The following is a 19172-nucleotide window of genomic DNA, read 5'->3' on the forward strand; positions in this document are numbered from 1 at the left end:
TTATTCAATTAAAGAGTCTACGTACTTTAAAAATCCATCTGGTGGTGGTAAGGAAATCATACGTGCCGACATAGACGAATTACCCTCTACAGACATTTCAAATTGCTTAGACATGCGTAAATCAACATTTAATCCTAAAGCAACAGTTTCATTGGATTTAGAATTACCACTATTATCAGATAATAATTGACTAGTGTTTTCACTTTGTGCTATTTTCACTTCGTCTACTGCGCCTTCTTCCTCTTGTTTTGAAATATTAATAGATTCACTTGTTTTAGAATAAGCAGAAAACTCTATCTGAGTCTCTTTATCTAGATAATAGTTTATACTTTGTCTTTTTTCTGTCCAATAGTCGCTTATATCTTCTGCTGATGATGAGATTAGAATGCTACTATTAGAATTTGTTATAAAGTAATTAGCATCAGTATCAGGAATAGCTCCAATTAACACAGAATTAAAATAAATATAATCAGCTCCTGAAGTAATGGCGATGCTTACTTTTCTAAAGACTTCATTTTTAGTATCATCAGGACCACTATTGGCTCTGGCTAAAGTTTCACCTTTCGGCTCAATATGTATTTGTGTGGCTCTAGCGCCTTGGGCAACTAGATAATCTCGCATAGCTTCACACCTGTCTTTAGATAAATTTATATTATATGCATCTGCACCACTACTATCGGTATAGCCTTTAATAAGAATGTTTGCAGTGTCATCTTCTCTTAAAATAGAAGCCAATGCCTCAAACTCTGCGTCTTTTCCTGCGTTGTCTATAGTCCCTTGTGCATAATTAAAATTGAGGATGCGTTTATCAAATCCAAAATGAAATTCTAAATCCTTTGGACTTACTGTAGAACCATAAATTAGCTGTTCTGAAAAACCGTAGACTCCACCAGATGCTGAATAAACTGATGAAAAGTCACTACTACCTATAGTTATTTCTCCTGTTATATTTCCAGTTCCATCTTTGTCAACATCATTCCCACTATAATCTGTAATCTTTAGTATTGTAAAATCTACAGACGGTGTATAGTGAGTAACAAACTGTTGTAACACAGAATAGTTTAAGCGTTCTACATCTTGTGACTGGATAATTTCCGAATGAAACTCATCTATTCTAGAGACAATACCTATACTTTCATCTAATTTATAATGATTGTCATTTATAACAACAGCATTCTTGGAACTGCTTTTCATTAAAAACTTTCGTGATGATTTAAAACTACTCTTTTCAGAATTAAATGCTTTTTCTTTTTCAACGTTTTTATAATCGTCTTTACCTTGTTTACCAGAATTATAAGTGGCGTCCACTTGTACAGATAGCGCAAACTCATCTTTCATTGTCATCTTTAAATGAATGTTAGCGCTAATATCTGCATAGGTAAAACTATAGAATGCTGGTGCAAAACCCAGTTCTAATAGCGATTTATCGCCTAATGTGGTATTGGCTAGTTTTGTGATTTGAGCGATAGAATTATCATCTAACTTCTTTTGGGCATCTGCTATACCCATAGCTAAGGAAGTGAAAATATCACTAACATCTACTTGTTGTAGTACTGCTGCTCCTTCTTGAATTTTTGTTACGTTTGACATATGTTGTTTAATTATAATGGATTGATCATTTCTGGTAATTCTATTGCTATTTGAGAGTTTATACTGTCCTTTCTAACAGTATAATAATGATGCTTTTTATTAAGACTTTCTATTTGTTGTTGGCTAATGGTATAGCCTCTTTTACACCAATTATAGAGTTCTTGAGTCAAAGGAATTTTATGAGGCTTTATAATTGCTATTGCATTTTCGAATGCTATTATAGCGTCTTCTTTTTCGTTGAGGTATAAATATTGTATGCCTTTGCGTTCCCATAAAGACGCTAAATACTTCATAAAAATAGAGTGCTCTTGTAAGTCCTCTTTTGTTTCCATAAAGGCAATGCATTTATCACAGAAAGCAATCACCTCTAGGTAAGATTTCATTTGTTCCAAGCTTTCCATTGCACATTGGCTATAATGTTGAAAAAAAATATCTGCTTGTGGTATTTGTTGAGACATCCGCAAGGCCTCTTTATAATGCCTCAAAGCTTCTTTATGGTTTCCTTGCGTTGCATAAAGTTTACCTTGTTCGGCAATATTGTAATGTAAATTAATATTTTCCATAGGGTTTAACTATAAATAGGTTCAACATCGCAGCCCAATGCTTCTAATTGTTCAGATAACAAACGATTAAGCACACTGTCTAGCTTTTCTGGGGTTTGCCATTTGGTATCTTTAATGTCTACTGTCTTAAAAAATAGATCCAATGTCTTTTCTACTTGTTCTTTCTGTGTGATATTTTGAATTTGCAACTGGTATCGATCTACTGAATTTACATGACTCTCACAGTCTAAAGCAGCTGCTGTTGTTAATTCTAAATAGGGTTCAACCTTAGATTTAGAAAGGCTTTCAACAATTTCAAGTGGTAAATAATCGTTTAGTCTGCCAATTAACTCTGTAGGCATCCCGATTTGTTCATTTAAGAATTTTACAGAGACTTCATTGTTGGCATCAAAAGCATTCAGAATGATTCTATAGCGTATAAAATCTTCATTAACTAATTTTATTTTTTGAGGGTCTTGTACTTTAGTCCATAACTGTTGTGCCTCTTTATGGGTAAGTCCCATTATTTTATTCTGGTCTAATGTATATCCTGCGTTTTGGCATAATAACCCAAATTCATTAATAAAAGAAGGCGTCAAATCTTTTACTAATATGGTATAAGTCGCTTTACGAGGATTACTTGCCATAACTTCTGCATCTATTCTTTTGTCAAGAGCAAAAGCTGTATTTTGGCTAACACCACCAAGTACAACAGAAGGATCTTGAATTAACAATTCAAAAGCCTCTTTTTCGTTGATACCAATAAAATCGGACAATTGTTTGGCTATTTTCTGAATTTTAAGTGGATTTTGTATATAAAGTGCTAAATCAAGTTTTTCTGTTGGAGTTGGAATAGCATCCTCAGCTTTCTGAACTAATATTTCTAAGCCTAACTCAGTAAGCATATTTTTTACTTTAGCGGCAGTTTCTTCGTCTACTTTGTGTAAAAACAGACTGGGTGCGTTATAAATCATCTGAGTTAGCAATTGATGATTGATTTCAAATGCATCTGCCAAGATTTTAGTAATTCCTGGTTTAGCCGTTCCGATAGATTGAATGACGATTGTTTTCATAGAATAATATTATATTTTAATCATTTATTTTATTTAAGTTTTAACAACTTGAAAGCTATTTTTACTTTTTTAAAGAAAATAAATATTTAACACCTGTTTTCTTTATACAAAGCTTGCGCGTTTTTCTGCTTTACAAATTTGATTTTTAATTACTTACAATCCTTGTGGCATTTAACCCTTTTTAATAAGGTTTATCAACCCTTTTATTTAAATTAACGGTTTAGAAGTGTCCCTTGACAATCGGTTGAGTTTGATCAATTACGTATTTCTATAAACCCAATACATTAATTCTGATAGTAATCTTATTTAATACATATCCCCATTTAACGCCTAATGTTGTTTCGGACAAAACGTATTGTATTACATTTTTAATAAAATTTAAAAAAGAAAAAAGGACTACCAGACCTTTTATTTAAGTTCTGTCCTATTTTTTTATCAAAGTAAAGTAACGTTTCCATGTCGTTCAGGATAGACTCCACGCAGAACATTATAATGCAAATATGCATTTTCGGTTTTACCATTGAAATATAGTTTTTAAGCTATAATTCTATTTGCCGTTTAGATTGAGCGAAGTCGAAATATTGAATATCCAAGAATGTTCTCGTTTCTATAGAAGCTGTATTACTTAGGGCATTTTAGCATTGTTTTTTTTACGTGGTTTAGCATTTAATACTTTGTACAATTATAATGCTTTCAAATTACACGGTTTTCAGGGATAAAATGGATGCGCATTTTAAATTATATTTACACTCTAAATAAAGATTAACAAAGACATTAATAAATCCTTAAGATGAAAGAAGACATAAAATGGTTTGAAGAAATGACCCAAATCCTTTTCAAGGAATATAAAACGTTGTTTTTAAGTAAACTAGTAGATTATGAAAAAGAGTCTATAAAAAAAATAGCCCTTTTAAGAAACCAATACCTAGATTATGATGATAATGATGATGATTTTGTAGCTGTTGATTACACACTAGGTATCTATTCTAAAGCGCAGTTAAGAGTCCTAAAAAATAAAATAGACGAATCCGCTCCAAGTGATGTTTTAGAAAATGTTAAAGACCTTTGGGGGCCTCCACTTATCAATAAAGCATGGGAAAATAACTACCAATATAGTACGGACTTTGAACTGTTTCAACATTGTACTGTTCTAGCAACTGTAGGTCAAAAATTGTTAACAGACGCAGACATTAAACCTTATATCATGAAAGGCGCCTCTGTTTATCTAAAATGTTTTGGTGATTTTAACGAAGAATGTGCATTACCAATGTATAAAGGAGTCATACCTGATACTCCAATTCGTGAAAAAGTCATTGCAGATTTTGTAACGACAGACGAAAATAAAAAATTGTTACTATCCCTTTGGAATAAAGAAATTACAAAACCAGGTATAAGCTTTTTTAAGGCAATTGGTTTGACGCCTTTAGTCAATTACCCGAGCCAAAGTGATATTAGTAAAGAACTGTTTAAAGCACGAAAAATACTATTTAGAGTGGAAGATGAAGGCGGAAGTAAAGAAGCAAGCAGTAAAGCTGCTATAGCTAGTTTAGAGCCCTATTTAGAAGATATTATACCCTTTAAAGGAAGAAAAACTAAAAAAATAAAAGAGGCAATTCAAGAACATGAAAGTGCTTGCTATCATTTAGGCTCATGGTATAGCAGATTAAAAGACTATGACAATGCAGAGAAATGGTGGAGACGTTGTTACCAAATCTTGCCTACACAGGCGGGAACCCTAAATCTATGTTTAGTCTATAAAAATGATAAGCCAAATTATCCAGAGTTTTTAAAAATCTGTGAGCATTTAGCATCTATCTGCAGCAAATTGCCTTCATACAATCAAATGTCTGTATGGAAGTACTTAGCAACTGCTTATGTACTAAATAACGAGCTAGAAAAAGCAATCCAATCTTTTAAAACACTGATAAAAGACAATCCTGATGAGGACATAGTATACTATAAATCTTTAGCTACGGGAGCGTTAGATAAAATATCAGTACTAAACAAAAAAGATGAAAAGCTTAAAAACCAATTACTAAGTGTATTTGAATCATAAAAAGCTATAATTAAACGTGATTTTAATGTAAGGATTTTAATTTTTTAAATGGTTATTTCAATTGATTTTCAATAGAAAATTGTATTGAGAAAAGCAATTTAAAAACGAAAAACGTGGTTCTGGATAGTTCTGCTGAGCGAAGATGAAGCACTAATTTTTTTCAGATTTTACTAGTACTGAGACGTTTTTCTTACATCGAACTCACGTTCATTAACTAACTATTTCATACGCTTTCTCATTACGCTCCTATAGTCGCTTTGCACAAAAGCAGCTCCAAAAATTAAACGGTTTTCACGGATAAAACAGTGCCAGATTTAAATTATATTTACATTCTAAAGAAAAACACTTATAAGTGTTAAAAAAATAAATACTGTATATTAGATTATAATTATGAAACTAACCATCGTAGAAGAAATAATTGGTCAAGGGGTCATTGATACTATTGTTGTTAATTTACCAACGGATAAGTTAACCTTAAAAGACATCATTACTGCCAAAGTAGCGGCTACTGTAAATGCTATAAATAAAGATCCAACAACAGTGAAGTCTAATCATCATTTTTTATCCGATGAAGAAAAGCGTTTAAACCAAGACCTATTACAAAAGAAGAATAAAGAACTACAAAAACGTGTAGAATCTTTAAAACTTGATGCAGAAAAAGAAACTTACATTGCTCTAGAAGCATTTCAAAACAATATGTTCTTTGTTTTAATTGATGAAAAACAATATTCAGACTTGGAAGAGAGTGTCGTTATCACAGACCAAAGCCAAGTTAAATTTATTAAACTAACACAACTACAAGGCGGATAATTTTATGAGCAAAATGAAAAACTTTTTTTCAAAAACTAAAGCAGAACAAATTTCTAAAAATATAAGATTCAATACTATTGCGTCAGTTCTGGAAGATTTAAAACCAAAATTTACCCAAGCCAATGAAGCATACAAGTTCCAAAGTTACGAAAGGGAGCTAACTAGACTCTATGCCGAAGGTGCACCGCTTGTTACCATGCCATACAACACTTTTGGGCGTGCCAAGAGAGATAACTATTATTTTGGAAGTGGAAGTAACTCTGATTATAAGAACTTTGGCGAAATTATTCTTCAAGAACCTAATAATATTGAGGGGGCCTATTTAAACTTGCTAAAGGATCTTGTCACTTTTCATGCAGCATCACGTAACAATTTTAATCTAAAGTCTTTTGATTACCTTAAAGAATATCCAAAAGAAGCCATAAAAGAGTTGCTTCCTTCGTTAACATACGGCTTAAAGTATGCAGGGATCATTGAGAACAGTTTACAACTTTTTGTTGCTTTTTTCATTTGGCACCAAGACGTGCTGAATCTTGACGATGTGACTTCAGAACTGCACATTGTTTTAGATGAATTAATATCTAAAGACGAATTATCCAAGTTATTAAACGAATTAATTAATTTTCATACCGATTTAAACAAAATACTCGAAATCGATGAAAATAATTTAAGAACATTAGACATTGAAAGTTTGTCTATCTATTCCTACTTAAACAAAATACCAGAAGACAGTCGATTTCAAATTGGTACACTAGTTAGTAGATTTTTAAGCAAGCCATCAATTGGTGCCTTTGAGGCTCCCTATAGAAGTCTTAGAAGTCATTCTAGTCTTCAAAATTTAAATTTAATCGATGATCAAAATTTCGAATCTAACGAAAAGCTAACTATTCTCTCAAAAATACATCAAGAGCAAAATAATTTAGAAATACGAGTTGATAAACGATTAACTAATAACGTGGTTGAACCCTGGTTTTTTGAAGAATTATGGGATTTTTTAATTAAAGAGCGATGGATTAATCATTCAAGTCATAAAAACCTTAAATCGAAAATATCACAATGTGTTGCTTTGTTTATTTCAGCGATGCCCGATATGGAGAAAAACTGGTGCAATAAGCTTTTTTCTGGCTTTGAACAAGTTGCCATTCCAAACAGACATGACCCTTATAAAGGCCTTCATCATTCTCAAATAAGACCCATATTTAAACTATTACAAAACGTTTGTGAAATTGATGTTACCAAATTCTATACTGTAGGAAAAGAGAGTCGCGTAAAGTTTATACTTAATGGTAATCAATACCAAGCAACAAGTACCGACGGTTTTGGTTACGCCATAAACGGAGCACTTAACAAAATACTTTTTGAAGAAAAGGTACCCTATCAATTGGTCGCACTGGAAAGAAAAGTGTTTTTGGAAGATTCAGAAGCCTATCAGCAACGCCATGTTTTAATCATAACATTGGTTACTGAAGAGGAGTACAAATTGTATCAAGGTCAGTTTTTGAAACAAGATATTACAGGCTTTGCAACAGGAGAATCAAACGCACAAAAATTCATTAAAAATATAGAATCTGAAAAAGACAATGTAAGAGTTAAGTCCAATTTAGATGCTGTTGATTTGGAGAATGATATGCGTTTTAAGGACTTCAAACCAGTAATAGAAAACTCTGATAAAAAAGAAAGTTGGAAAAAATTCTTAATCCATTGCTTGTCGCATCCTCTAGATAAAAAGGCAGGAAAAACATGGACAAAAACACTAAATGAAATCACTCAAGTCATTGATTCCGCAGAATTAGCTAATGGGCTTAGTCATTTTTTAAGTTATTGTGTTAAAAAAGATGAATGGTTCCTTGACGAAGAAAAAGTGTCCTGCTTAACAGGAATGGCCTTTGCTGCTATTTTAACTAATAACCCAGGTACAAATGTTTGGATTGAGTTACTCATTAAAAAGTGTTATAAAAAGGTAACAGGTGGCGCCTTTAGAGCAAAAACTGGAGCTGTTGTTTTGGAATACCTAGCTGCAGAAGGTTCTATTGAATCCTATACTATTCTTGGAAACCTTAAGGCTAAGGCAACATACAATCCTTTTATTAAAGCCTTAAACACAAGAATGAACAAATTCACGAATCTTTTAAAAGAATACACACAAGAACAACTGGAAGATGTTGTTATTCCTAACTTTGCGCTTAACGAAGATTATTTTAGAACTCAAACAATAGGCGATTATCAAGCCAAGTTGTCTTTGGAAGATTATAAAACTGTTTTAACATTCGAAAAAGAAGGTAAAACTGTAAAATCAGTTCCTAAAATATTAAGAGAGCATCACAAAGGTGAAGTTGATGAACTAAAAGCAATAGGAAAAGGTATTACTGAATCATTAAAAGGACAGTCTAATAGAATTGAAAAGTCTTGGCTTTCATTACGAACATGGAGTTTTGAAGATTGGAACACATACCTGATACGAAACAATTTCATGAAATATCAAACCGAGAAGTTGATTTGGACGGTTGAAGATGGTCATGGAATTCATAATGTGCTGTTTCATGAATCTAGTTTTAAGAATGACGTAGGCGAAATTGTAACATTAAGTGCTCCTTCTAAAGTCTCACTTTGGCACCCAGCGACATCAACTGTTGAAGAGGTAGAACAGTGGAGAAGTTTTATTTATGAAAACAAAATTAAGCAGCCGTTTAAACAAGCTTATAGAGAAGTTTATAAGCTTACTCCTGCCGAAGAGAATACCCATGACTTTTCGAATAGATTTGCGGGGCAAACATTAAACGGAAATACACTATACGCTTTAGGTAAAGGAAGAATGTGGACCATGAGTTATGAGGAGGCGCCCTATATAAAGTTACCAAACCTGAATTTAGCGGGTTGGCTTGGTGTATCTGAAGGCGTATTATACTCTACTCCTACTACCGAAGATGTTCGATTTTACAAGTTAAAAACCTATTCTAAATCAAAACAAATCGACTATTCAGAAAAAGTAGCGTTGAATGAAATTCCTGAAATTATTTTTTCAGAGGTCTTTAGGGACATTGATTTATTTGTTGCTGTAGCAAATTTCTATATAGATCCATATTTACCAACAAATACACAAGATGAATTATTAGTAAGAAACTGGAATAGTCAGAACTTTGGAGAAAAGAGTAATACTCCGATAGCTACCATTAGGAAACAGCTTCTTCAAAAAATTATACCTATGATTAACATCGCTAAGCAATGTTCTTTTGTAGATAATGCTTTGGTGGTTGAAGGTCAATTAAAGACCTATAAGATTAACCTTGGTAGTGGTAATATCCTCATGGAACCAAATGATCAATATTTATGCATAGTACCAAACAGTACAGCCAAAGAAGAGAAAAAAGTTTGGCTTCCTTTTAGCGAAGGAGACAAAGTGTTAATGGTCATTTTAAGTAAAGCCTTTTTGTTGGCAAAAGACGATAAAATTACGGACTCAAGTATATTAAGACAAATTAATGCTACCTAGAAAATGGTTGTTTTAAATACGTAAAAGACTGCCTTGGAGGTGTAATTATTAATTTTTGATAATTCATTTCTAAGGCTAATTTATGGAGTTCAGATGCTATTAAATAAACAACCTCATTACTATCCTTTGTTACTATTAGGATATCATCTATAAATCGATAGTATTTTAACACGTTTTGCGATGCCTTTAATAGGCTATCCATATCTTGTAAATAGATGCTCGCTAATCTATAAAACATTTCATGTCCTAAAACTAACCCACTTTTATTCTTAATCCCTTTTGTATTTACAAATTCTTCTACTTGTAAACTTTTGTTTAACTCATCAAGAAAACGCTCAAGTGTAGCAACAATTTTTGGAGCGACTACTTTTACTTTCTCTAGTAGTATGTTATGATTTATACAATAAAAATAATTCCTTATGTCTATTTTAACAATAGATGCCTCCTCTTCTATTTTAATATGTGCTAATAAATTTTCCCTATCCTTAATAAGAAATGCAATACCCTTTTGAGTATTATGTGTTAATTTTAATGCAGTATTAATCTCATTTGCAACATTCAATTGTTCATCGTTCAGGCGAACGCAAATATGTGGTTTTTCAAAATAGGTAAAGAAGAGCTTCATAGGTTATAAAAGTAATTCATTTTATTGGTTGACTAAAAATCAAATGTCTTGAGGACCACTGAACATTGTAGATAATGGACAGATATATTTATGTGTATAACTATATCCTATTTTCAATGCTACATGGAATTTAGTGGATGTTTTATAATTTTGAGACGATGTATATCTGTATCTCAAGTTAGATAAGATAAAACATCATATTACATTTTTGAAGTGATGCTAATAAGTTCAAGCTTAATAATACAATCTAAAATCAAGTAGTTTACACGTTTTGTAATGTTTTTGGTGCAGCTCTTCCACTACATCTAGCATATTATCGTCTTCTTTAAATAAGTTAAAGAATGCTATGTCAAGATTTGAGCTCGATATGTCATTACGTTCATTACCGTAACCAGAAACAGCTTTTGCACCAGTGATATCCAAAAAGTATTGTGCTTCTTCTTCGTCTAAATCTAGAACCTTAGCATTTGAGAAATGTAAAATCTTACCATCTAACCGGCCTTCAAACATTTCGGCAATTTCTTGTAAACTGTAGTAATAGTCATTTAAACAAATACTATTGGCTTCACCTGGTATAACCAAGTAAATTATTTCATAATCCTTAAAATTATGATCGTCCAAGACCAAGCCATCTAAGCTCGCCTCTAGGCCTTCAATAGTATCGCATGTATTATAAATACTAGCCACACCATAGTGTAAGGTTAGTTGTTCTAATTTTTTTTGTGCTTCAGTAATCTGATCTATTTCTATATCTTCCACTGCTTCTAAACAGTAAATAAAATAATCTGTATCTATTAATTGTTCTTGGGGTAATTGCTGTGTTTTCTCTAACAAATCTTAATATTTACGGGTAATATATCAGGTGCAAAAATACTGTAAATCTTTCATTTTTTTTATTGATTTTATAGAAAACATGAGGAGCTATAGCTATATTGGGATGCTTAAATAGTTACATCGTCTGGGATTATAAAAAAATCAATTGGCATAAAACTCTTGAAACGTATTTACATCAATCCAACCTTTTTTACCATCTAGTGTCTCAAATGGCATAAAATTATTTTTGATATTACCCAAAAAATTATAGCGTAATCCTTTATCTAAAGGATAAATACCATAGGTATTATTTAGTTTTACAATTATTAAAGGATTACGAAATTGAATAGCGTCATACGTTACTGGTAATAACATTGTGGCGTCTGTACTTCCATATTTTGAATCATCTATATCAATTAATGCTGAATCGTCGACGTTATAATCAAAGTCAACGCCTTCTGGGCTATAGCTGTACAAACCAAACTTATTATTCTTACTTGCAATCAAGACGTTTGTTACATTTTTATAACCATCCACAAAACTACTATTCCCGTCATAACCGTCCTGCTTTGTTTTGTTTAAAAAGGTTAGTGTGTAACTGGTGTTTAAATTATTTATTTTTAAAATATTTTCTTCATGATACCCTCTACCTATGCCGCCATAATAAATTTTAATGGCGTTGGCAGGCTTTTGTCCTTTAGTTTGGATTATTGTATAGTCTGTAGCACTTACAGTTCCGCAAAATGAATAGGAAATAAGTTTTCTTTGAGTTTCGTTTCCTAAAGCATCAATATAAAAGGGGCCGTTATCCGTTAATACTTGTAAATTACCTCTGTCAAAATAGACTTGACGTATGGTATTGATGGGTAATTTTTGAAGTTTGATATTATAAATATCAATAGTTTTTTTATGTCTGCCAATAATATATTGTTTTGTTAATTGTATACTATCATATGGTTTATCGATAACTATTTCATCAAAAGGGTTGGCAATATAATGCTTATTACTTTTTGCACTTATGCTATAAAAATTACGAGTATCAATATACTCAACAATTGTTTGCAATGTTTGGTCAGAAAATTGGGTATACGCTTGTTGTTTTGCAATATTATCTTCGCTATCTTCAAAGTTTACAATAAATTTATTGTCTTTGGTCGGAATGATGTAATAATCAATATCATTCTCATCACTTAATATAATAATAGGTTTATTACCATTTAGTAAAAATACGAGCGTAGTATAAAAGTGGCGGTTATCTATTCTCCATTTTTTTACATTGTCATCCTTTTCGGTGTAAAAAGAACCAAAATCACCATAGTTTTTGGTTGTAAACGCTTCGTCTATAAATGTGAAAATGTAATTATTTAGCAGTTTAAATGATGTTTTGTGTGCAATGGTATCCTTCTTGTAACTAATTATTTCGTTATAGTTACTCTGCCATTCTATTGACTTTAAAGATTCAAATAATTGCGAAACTGTTTGTTCTTTTATTTGATTGATAGCAATACTATATTCATCTTCATCATATAAATCATTACTAGAATAACTGGAGCTATTAGGATTGTTATAAGACACAAAAGACGCCGATGCACCATTAACATTAAGTTTATGTAAAATATTAAAATCAATTTCTGAATAGTTATCTGTCGCTATTTTTTTATAAAAGCTAATATAACCATTTGTTTTATCTGCTTGTATTAGGCTAACATCATCGATTTTAACCACTTGTTTTTGCTGACTAACCTGTGATGTAGAATCGATAGAAACAGCAAAACCATTGGTTGTTTTAACCTCATAATAACGCCCCTCTTTTATCTTAGAACCTAAAAAATCATTTTGCACATACTGTTTAAGTACAGTTCCAGACTCATCATATATTTTCTGAGCAGTCAGTGTATAATTATCTTCATAATCGGAGACAGATGCCAATTGTCCAGAATTCATCCAATACAATGCCTGTGTAGGCCTGAAAATTTTCTCAACATTTTTATTAAACTCAATCTGTTGATTTCCTATACTTGAATAATACGTACTTGCAAATTTGTCTAGTGTATCATTTACTCTTAATCCGTTTTTAAAGATTTCGTTTCTAATCTCTCGACCATTATTGTTATATAATTTTACGATGCCGACCTTTACAGCCTTGTTATAGGTAATGGTTTTCCAAACAGTTCCATTATTATGATAATAGGTTAACGGTTTATTTGTTGCATTAATATATTTGCTACGGGAGCTATCGCTGCCGTCTTCATTGTAATAGTAGATATCGCCAGCATAATTACGTTGATTTGTAGCATATGCATATCCTTGCATTTGCATATTTCCATTTTTATAAAAATCTTGTATTAAGACTAGACTATCGACCTTTTTTAAAGGTAATGGTCTATAAAAGGCATGATTTGCTTTTGTGGTTTCTTTCCAATCGACATCAAAATATAAAGTATCATTAGTTTGTGCAAAATTGTACTGTATGGCAACAACTGCTATAAATAGTAGTGTTTTAATTTTATGTCTCATTAAGTGAATATTTGTATTGATTAGTACAAAAGGTTGTGATATCGCTATGATTTACGATAAGTTTTAAGTTTTGACAATCAAATAAATGAAAATCAATCTATAAACACTGACAAGGTAATTAATTTTGTTAAGTTTTTATTTACTGAATTCTATAATAAATAGAAAATGCAAAAAAGTGTTGCTTATTAAGTTTGGATGTCAAAAACCAAAGACAGTTATAGATCTAGAAAAGCAATTAAGAAGAAAAAGTTGTAAAAGGACACTTTTATATAGGATTAATTACGCTCATCAAGAATCAAAGCATGCGCGATTTCTAAAAGTATTTTCTTTTCTTGAATAGATCTTTTTAAAGGCAGTTGTGCTAAACCTATTATTCTACGCATAATTTCTATGCCTGCGACTTTTGTGAGTAATTGATTGTTAAGTGGTTCTGGATACGCTGTTGTTATGGTTTGAAGACAAGATATATCCATGCTAATCATAATATTATGTGCCGCTAGAACACCCATATCAAATTCGGCGAAGCCCATAAAACTAAATTCTGGATCGATTACATAAATATGGCCGCCTTTAGTCATCCAACTTCCTGGATAATAATCGCCATGGAGCAATGTATTGCCTTCTTCAAGGTATTGTTCTCCTACTCTTTTTATTTCTTTTTTTAAGAGGGCATCAGCCTTATAATTAAGCGCGAGATCCTCTAGACCTTCCTGGATTGCATCTAAAGAAAAACCGTTAGCCTTAACAAAAGGAAGTACAAATATGTGCTGATGATTAAGTAATCGTAAAGTCCTATTTTTAGGATAATCTATAGGTTTAGATTTATGAATTTGAGATGCAATATTTATGAGTTGATCCAGTTGTGATGTAGTGAAATGTTTGTTATCATACAAATACGACATATCCTGACAATCACCTAAATCTTCCAATAGTAATAAATAATTATCGGCACTATAACTCAGTATTTCAGGAATGTGAGGTTTAATGCTTTTACCGGTAACGGCTTTATAAAACTGATATTCTACAGCAATACGTTCGATAGGGGCTGGTATATCTTGATATTTTTGAACAAAAGGACGGGATTGCTTAACAATAAAAGAGCGCCTATTGGTACGGATTCTAAGAACCACATTCATATTACCTTCTCCAGGTTTTTCGATAGTTTTAATGTATTCTTCCTTTAAATCTAAAAAACCAATGGAATTTAAACACGTTTCAAAATCTGAAATGGAATTAGTTGCCTCTAAATACATACTCTAATTTTTATAATTTTTTAAACTCTTCCAAAAATCGGTAGTCATTTTATCTACTGTTATTTCCGTATGGATACTGATTACCCGTTGTGTATTTTCTGGGGGTGTTAGAAAAGACTTCGTTTTTGATAATTCAGGATGAGCCAATGCTTCTATAATGGCAACATCCCACATAATCCAGTTTTTCTTTTCCGGATCATCTTTGGTCCACCAACGTTGGTAAGTCTCCCATCGTTTGACCAAATAATCGGAAATACCGTCTTTATTTTTTAAATTAAGGTCTACTTCTACTTTTGTAAATACAAGGTGCTGACTAGTTGTTGCTGTCATTATAGTCACATCAAGGTTTTTAGTGTTTAAAAGTACCTCTACCGCGATAGGATCATTACCTGAATTAAATTCCTTTTTATTATAAGTATTAGTGTCTACATCATGCCAAAATCCAAGATAATGGACTTTTAGTTTTTCTATTATAGATGGATCTTCCAAAATGGCACTCGCAATATTAGTGCAAGATCCTAATACTACGACATTCAATTTTTGATTGGCTGGTAATTGATGCGCCATTTTTACTATAAAATTAGACGCAGGAGAACTTGCTGGAGTTGTATTATTCTTTAATGGAACATTGCTCCCTAAAGGTAACGGAATGGCCTCCTGCCCCATTAATTGCAATATAGTTTCATTAATTTCCTGACTTTCTTGAACTGTATTATCCGTAGCTAATGGCGAGGTATGAAACTGTGCGGATGTGATACCTAGAATATTAAATGTTGGTTCTGTAATGGCACGAACAATAGCGTAAAGATCATCGACTTCGTTTGCCGTATCTGCGTCAATAATTAGTGGTAAACGCTGATCCAATTCCTGAGCTTCGACAGTCGTATTAACAAAAGGAATAGCTATAAGTATACATTGCAAAAAAGCCCTTTTAATGACTTTATGAAAATGTAAGGTTTTAAATGTTTTAAGCGTATTATTTATGTTTTGCATGTGTTTTTCTATAATAGTAAAGCGTGTCTGTATTCCTTTTAATAAAATCAAATGTACAGCTAAACACTTTTATAGTGACTCTGCGATTGGTCGCACAAAAAGGGTAAACATTACGCTTTTATTATACTCACTAGCTATATTTTATAAATCTACTAATTACTGTTAATTACAATTTGTTTTTTTCAATTCTAGCAAAAAACAAGCTTTTATAGGTGTTTCCTAGAGGCAGCTCTTTGCTATTTATTTGAACCACAATCGAATTTGTTTTTTCGATATGAGTAATAGCGACTATAAACGATTTATGAATTTGAATAAAATTGTCCGCTGGTAAACTCTCACTAATATGCTTTAAAGTATTATAAGTTATTATCTGTTTATTGTTTTTTAAGTGAATGGCAACATAGTTTTTTAACCCTTCTATGTATAGAATATCTGAACTGTTTATTTTTTCAAAATTGTTTTTTCCATCCGTTTTCACAAATAAATACGCTTCTGTAGTATTACTATTGTCTTGTGTTTTACTGGAAAGCTTCACTTTAGATATAGCTTTGTAAAAACGCTCAAAATCAAAGGGTTTCAATAAGTAATCTACTGCATTTAGATCATAACTTTCTAATGCAAATTGTGGGTATGCTGTAGTAAAGATAATTCTAGTCTTGTCGTTAACAATTTTAGATAACTGAATCCCCGTTAAATTTGGCATTTGTATGTCTAAAAAAGCTAAATCGATGTCCTCCTTTTCCATGATTTGAAGTGCTTCTAAAGAGTTTGTGGTTGTCGTAACTAGCTCTAAAAAGGCCACTTTCTCAATATGTTTTTCTAACAAGCGTATTGCCGGCGGCTCATCATCTACTATAATACATTTTATTACTTTTTCCATACAGGCATTTTTAAATGGGTGTTAAAATAAGGAGTGTCATCGGTATATACTAATTCATAATTCGAATTAAATAATGTTGATAATCTACGTTTTACGTTTTTAGTACCGATTCCTGAAGCCATAAATTTTTCTGACGTTAAGATCTTGTTTCTAGTCCTTAATATTATAAATGCTTCATCGATAACTAAATTGATGGTTGCTGGATTATTCTTATCGTTTACAACGCCATGCTTAAACAAATTTTCTATAAAGTGAATTAAAACCAGTGCTGGTATTTGCTGGTTATGCACTACGCCAGAAACTTGAAAATCAACTGAAAACTCGTTCTCAAATCGTTTTTTAAAAAAATGAATATAGTCTTCTAAAAATTTAATGTCATTAGATAAAAACACAAAATCCTTTTGAGAATCATAAGTCACATACCGAAGTAATTCTGACAGCTTATGAATATCCTTAGCAGTCTCAGGCTTGTCATCAATTAATTCTACATAAAAAGCATTGAGTGTATTAAAAAGAAAATGCGGACTAATTTGAGATTTTAAATGATCTAATTCAGCTTTATTATGGTTATTGGTCTCCATTATTTTAATTGCCAAATACACTAATGTACTATATAGAATAGGTTTTATGGCATAATAAGAATTATCTAGAATATAAAAAGTAACTCTCCTTGTTGCCTCGTAATAATTATGAAACCCTGCAATATTAAACAGTATAACCTCCTCTAATAGATACCTAATCCCTGCAAATGATAAAAGCAGGACTACTAAAGCTATTAAAAATTGAGCAATCTTTATTCGTTTTAGATAATACGGGCAAACTATTTTAAAATTAATAAAGTAGATAATTATACAAGTACTGTAAAACGTAGCTTCCAGTAGCATGCTTTGTAATTTAAAAAAGCCTTGTTTTTCTTTAAGAACAAAAACTTGAAGTAGCTGCAGTGCTAATATAAGAAGCGCTAATGAGCCGTGATAGATCCATTCTTTTTTTATATTCATTTTACAAAAGTATCTTTAAATAACTACAATTTTTAAATTTAAATATATACGCTGTATTTTCTAGGACGAAACCCTAAAATCATACAACAACATTAAATGTTGTGTGCATTATAGCGTTAATGGAGTGCTTGATGGTAGTCATCAAAAAGTGGCGCTATCACATACTTTACTCTACTACTTTTAAAGTAATCATAAAACGAATAAAATGAAAAATTTACTTTTAATTATAGGCTTAGCGCTTGTTTCATGTAATACTAAACAAGGTAATATTACACTGGATGATGAAAAAAAAGAGTTGAACACTATAAAAACAGAAGTGTTACTTGTAGGAACTTCACACTGGAATAACTACAAAAAAGCAGATTTTGATGTTGCTCAAACTAATGAAATTGATATCCTTTCTGCTACCTATCAAAAGGACTTAAATGACATTGCAGATAAAATAGTAGCATTTAAACCAGATAAGATTTTTGTAGAAAGAACTTTAAACTATCAACCAAAATTAGATTCCCTTCTTAACCTCTATAAAACAACAGAATGGGGAAATGACAAAAGAAATGAAATTTATCAACTCGGTTTCAGAGTGGCCAAAACATTAAAACATGACCGTGTGTATGGTATTGATTTTAGAAATACCGAATTTCCTTATGATAGTTTAATGAAAGCTATGGAAACAGCTAAACAAACCACACTTATTTCTTCTTTTAATGCGGACATAAAACAATTTGAAACCAATTATAATACACTTGTTTCTGAGCAACGGTCTCTTAAAGACATCTTATACTTCTTAAATGACGATAAACAAAGACAGCTTGATCTGTCATGGTATTTAGAAGGTGCCAATAAAGGTGGTGATTTAAATAGCACTGTAGGTTCTTTTCTAGCATCCGAATGGATTAAAAGAAACATCTATAGTTATGGATTAATTCAGAAATATACTCAATCTAAGGATAAACGTATTATGATACTTATGGGAGCTAGTCATATCGCTGTTTTAAAGCAATTGATATCTGTTAACACTGAATGGAAAACAGTTGAATTAAAAGATATAATGGAATAGAATTTTTAAGTTTATACTAAATGCGCTTTTAAATGCTATAAAACTTTAAAAGCGCATAGTGTAAACTGAATTATAGTTTTATTGTCTTATTTTTTTTGATTTATTAGTAGTGATTTGAATCGCTAATGCCGCCTCTGCCCAAACAACAAACTGCGTACTGTCTTCAATAATTCCTACAGGAACATCATAAAAAAAGCCACTACGGTCTCATTTATAAAAAATGATAATAGTACAAATCTTGCATTTAAATAGTTGTTTTTGTTGCTCCCATCTACTTAAAAGTAAATGGTGTCTTTAGCTATTAAACGATCAATATACAGTCCGATAGTACCAAATGTTTTTTCGTAACGATTGGTTTCAAAAGAGTCAATTGATCTTTTAAAAAATCTAAATAATCTGTTGATATTACCATATGTCTTTTTGTTTGCTCTTCTAAAATTTGACAAAGTTTAATCCAATAAAAAAACCT

General features: G+C 31.6%; 15 protein-coding genes. 4 read left to right on the plus strand and 11 right to left on the minus strand.

Translation table 11 applies throughout. The features are described 5' to 3' along the window. From H0I26_RS12680 to H0I26_RS12690, 3 genes are read right to left on the minus strand one after another with little or no spacing between them, the layout of a single operon-like run. Entirely contained in the window at nucleotides 1-1590 is a 1590-nt protein-coding gene (locus H0I26_RS12680) for an OmpA family protein (protein ID WP_218699412.1), read from the minus strand. Nucleotides 1591-1601: 11 nt separating this feature from the next. Then, nucleotides 1602-2153, minus strand: coding sequence for a hypothetical protein (locus H0I26_RS12685; RefSeq protein WP_218699414.1), 552 nt, complete (start codon nucleotides 2151-2153; stop codon nucleotides 1602-1604). Between the two features lie 5 nt (nucleotides 2154-2158). Beyond that, nucleotides 2159-3205, minus strand: coding sequence for a hypothetical protein (locus H0I26_RS12690; protein WP_218699416.1), 1047 nt, complete (start codon nucleotides 3203-3205; stop codon nucleotides 2159-2161). Between the two features lie 790 nt (nucleotides 3206-3995). Between H0I26_RS12690 and H0I26_RS12695 the strand changes: the two genes are divergently transcribed. The 3 genes from H0I26_RS12695 (at nucleotide 3996) to H0I26_RS12705 (ending at nucleotide 9561) form a co-directional block, all read left to right on the plus strand. Beyond that, on the plus strand, nucleotides 3996-5261 hold the full coding sequence (locus tag H0I26_RS12695; RefSeq protein ID WP_218699418.1) for a tetratricopeptide repeat protein: 1266 nt from the start codon (nucleotides 3996-3998) through the stop codon (nucleotides 5259-5261). A 390-nt stretch (nucleotides 5262-5651) separates the two neighbouring features. Next, entirely contained in the window at nucleotides 5652-6071 is a 420-nt protein-coding gene (locus tag H0I26_RS12700) for a hypothetical protein (protein WP_218699420.1), read from the plus strand. 13 nt (nucleotides 6072-6084) lie between these two features. Further along, nucleotides 6085-9561, plus strand: a complete 3477-nt coding sequence (locus tag H0I26_RS12705; protein WP_218699422.1) for a DUF4132 domain-containing protein — start codon at nucleotides 6085-6087, stop codon at nucleotides 9559-9561. Here H0I26_RS12705 and H0I26_RS12710 read toward each other — a convergent pair. The 7 genes from H0I26_RS12710 to H0I26_RS12740 form a co-directional block, all read right to left on the minus strand. After that, a complete protein-coding gene (locus H0I26_RS12710) occupies nucleotides 9554-10186 on the minus strand; it encodes an RNA-directed DNA polymerase (RefSeq protein WP_218699424.1) in 633 nt (210 codons plus the stop codon). The two genes, H0I26_RS12705 and H0I26_RS12710, sit on opposite strands and share 8 nt — an antisense overlap. A 234-nt stretch (nucleotides 10187-10420) precedes the next feature. Further along, nucleotides 10421-11020, minus strand: a complete 600-nt coding sequence (locus tag H0I26_RS12715; protein WP_218699426.1) for a DUF6642 family protein — start codon at nucleotides 11018-11020, stop codon at nucleotides 10421-10423. 141 nt (nucleotides 11021-11161) lie between these two features. Further along, nucleotides 11162-13516: a toxin-antitoxin system YwqK family antitoxin gene (locus tag H0I26_RS12720; protein ID WP_218699428.1), complete on the minus strand. Its 2355-nt coding sequence runs from the start codon at nucleotides 13514-13516 to the stop codon at nucleotides 11162-11164. Nucleotides 13517-13791: 275 nt separating this feature from the next. Beyond that, on the minus strand, nucleotides 13792-14769 hold the full coding sequence (locus H0I26_RS12725; protein WP_218699430.1) for a phosphotransferase: 978 nt from the start codon (nucleotides 14767-14769) through the stop codon (nucleotides 13792-13794). 3 nt (nucleotides 14770-14772) lie between these two features. Then, entirely contained in the window at nucleotides 14773-15762 is a 990-nt protein-coding gene (locus H0I26_RS12730; RefSeq protein WP_218699432.1) for a nucleoside hydrolase, read from the minus strand. A gap of 166 nt (nucleotides 15763-15928) precedes the next feature. After that, nucleotides 15929-16642: a LytR/AlgR family response regulator transcription factor gene (locus tag H0I26_RS12735; RefSeq protein WP_218699434.1), complete on the minus strand. Its 714-nt coding sequence runs from the start codon at nucleotides 16640-16642 to the stop codon at nucleotides 15929-15931. After that, complete coding sequence (locus H0I26_RS12740) at nucleotides 16630-17643, minus strand: sensor histidine kinase (RefSeq protein WP_218699436.1); 1014 nt, start codon at nucleotides 17641-17643, stop codon at nucleotides 16630-16632. The genes H0I26_RS12735 and H0I26_RS12740 overlap by 13 nt, the downstream gene beginning before the upstream one ends. Before the next feature lie 205 nt (nucleotides 17644-17848). On the opposite strand from H0I26_RS12740, the gene H0I26_RS12745 reads away from it, so the two are divergent. Then, nucleotides 17849-18703, plus strand: coding sequence for a DUF5694 domain-containing protein (locus tag H0I26_RS12745; protein ID WP_218699437.1), 855 nt, complete (start codon nucleotides 17849-17851; stop codon nucleotides 18701-18703). A gap of 275 nt (nucleotides 18704-18978) precedes the next feature. Here the strand turns inward: H0I26_RS12745 and H0I26_RS12750 are convergent, their stop codons facing one another. Then, nucleotides 18979-19149: a hypothetical protein gene (locus tag H0I26_RS12750; protein ID WP_218699438.1), complete on the minus strand. Its 171-nt coding sequence runs from the start codon at nucleotides 19147-19149 to the stop codon at nucleotides 18979-18981. Between the last annotated feature and the right edge of the window lie 23 nt (nucleotides 19150-19172).

Origin of the sequence: Olleya sp. HaHaR_3_96 (genome assembly GCF_019278545.1) — a bacterium.
Classification (GTDB): domain Bacteria; phylum Bacteroidota; class Bacteroidia; order Flavobacteriales; family Flavobacteriaceae; genus Olleya.

Excerpts from the sequence above, each read along its gene's own strand:
- H0I26_RS12680 (WP_218699412.1), bottom strand. The coding sequence starts at position 1,590 with ATGTCAAACGTAACAAAAATTCAAGAAGGAGCAGCAGTACTACAACAA.
- H0I26_RS12685 (WP_218699414.1), bottom strand. The coding sequence starts at position 2,153 with ATGGAAAATATTAATTTACATTACAATATTGCCGAACAAGGTAAACTT.
- H0I26_RS12690 (WP_218699416.1), bottom strand. The coding sequence starts at position 3,205 with ATGAAAACAATCGTCATTCAATCTATCGGAACGGCTAAACCAGGAATT.
- H0I26_RS12695 (WP_218699418.1), top strand. The coding sequence starts at position 3,996 with ATGAAAGAAGACATAAAATGGTTTGAAGAAATGACCCAAATCCTTTTC.
- H0I26_RS12700 (WP_218699420.1), top strand. The coding sequence starts at position 5,652 with ATGAAACTAACCATCGTAGAAGAAATAATTGGTCAAGGGGTCATTGAT.
- H0I26_RS12705 (WP_218699422.1), top strand. The coding sequence starts at position 6,085 with ATGAAAAACTTTTTTTCAAAAACTAAAGCAGAACAAATTTCTAAAAAT.
- H0I26_RS12710 (WP_218699424.1), bottom strand. The coding sequence starts at position 10,186 with ATGAAGCTCTTCTTTACCTATTTTGAAAAACCACATATTTGCGTTCGC.
- H0I26_RS12720 (WP_218699428.1), bottom strand. The coding sequence starts at position 13,516 with ATGAGACATAAAATTAAAACACTACTATTTATAGCAGTTGTTGCCATA.
- H0I26_RS12725 (WP_218699430.1), bottom strand. The coding sequence starts at position 14,769 with ATGTATTTAGAGGCAACTAATTCCATTTCAGATTTTGAAACGTGTTTA.
- H0I26_RS12730 (WP_218699432.1), bottom strand. The coding sequence starts at position 15,762 with ATGCAAAACATAAATAATACGCTTAAAACATTTAAAACCTTACATTTT.
- H0I26_RS12735 (WP_218699434.1), bottom strand. The coding sequence starts at position 16,642 with ATGGAAAAAGTAATAAAATGTATTATAGTAGATGATGAGCCGCCGGCA.
- H0I26_RS12740 (WP_218699436.1), bottom strand. The coding sequence starts at position 17,643 with ATGAATATAAAAAAAGAATGGATCTATCACGGCTCATTAGCGCTTCTT.
- H0I26_RS12745 (WP_218699437.1), top strand. The coding sequence starts at position 17,849 with ATGAAAAATTTACTTTTAATTATAGGCTTAGCGCTTGTTTCATGTAAT.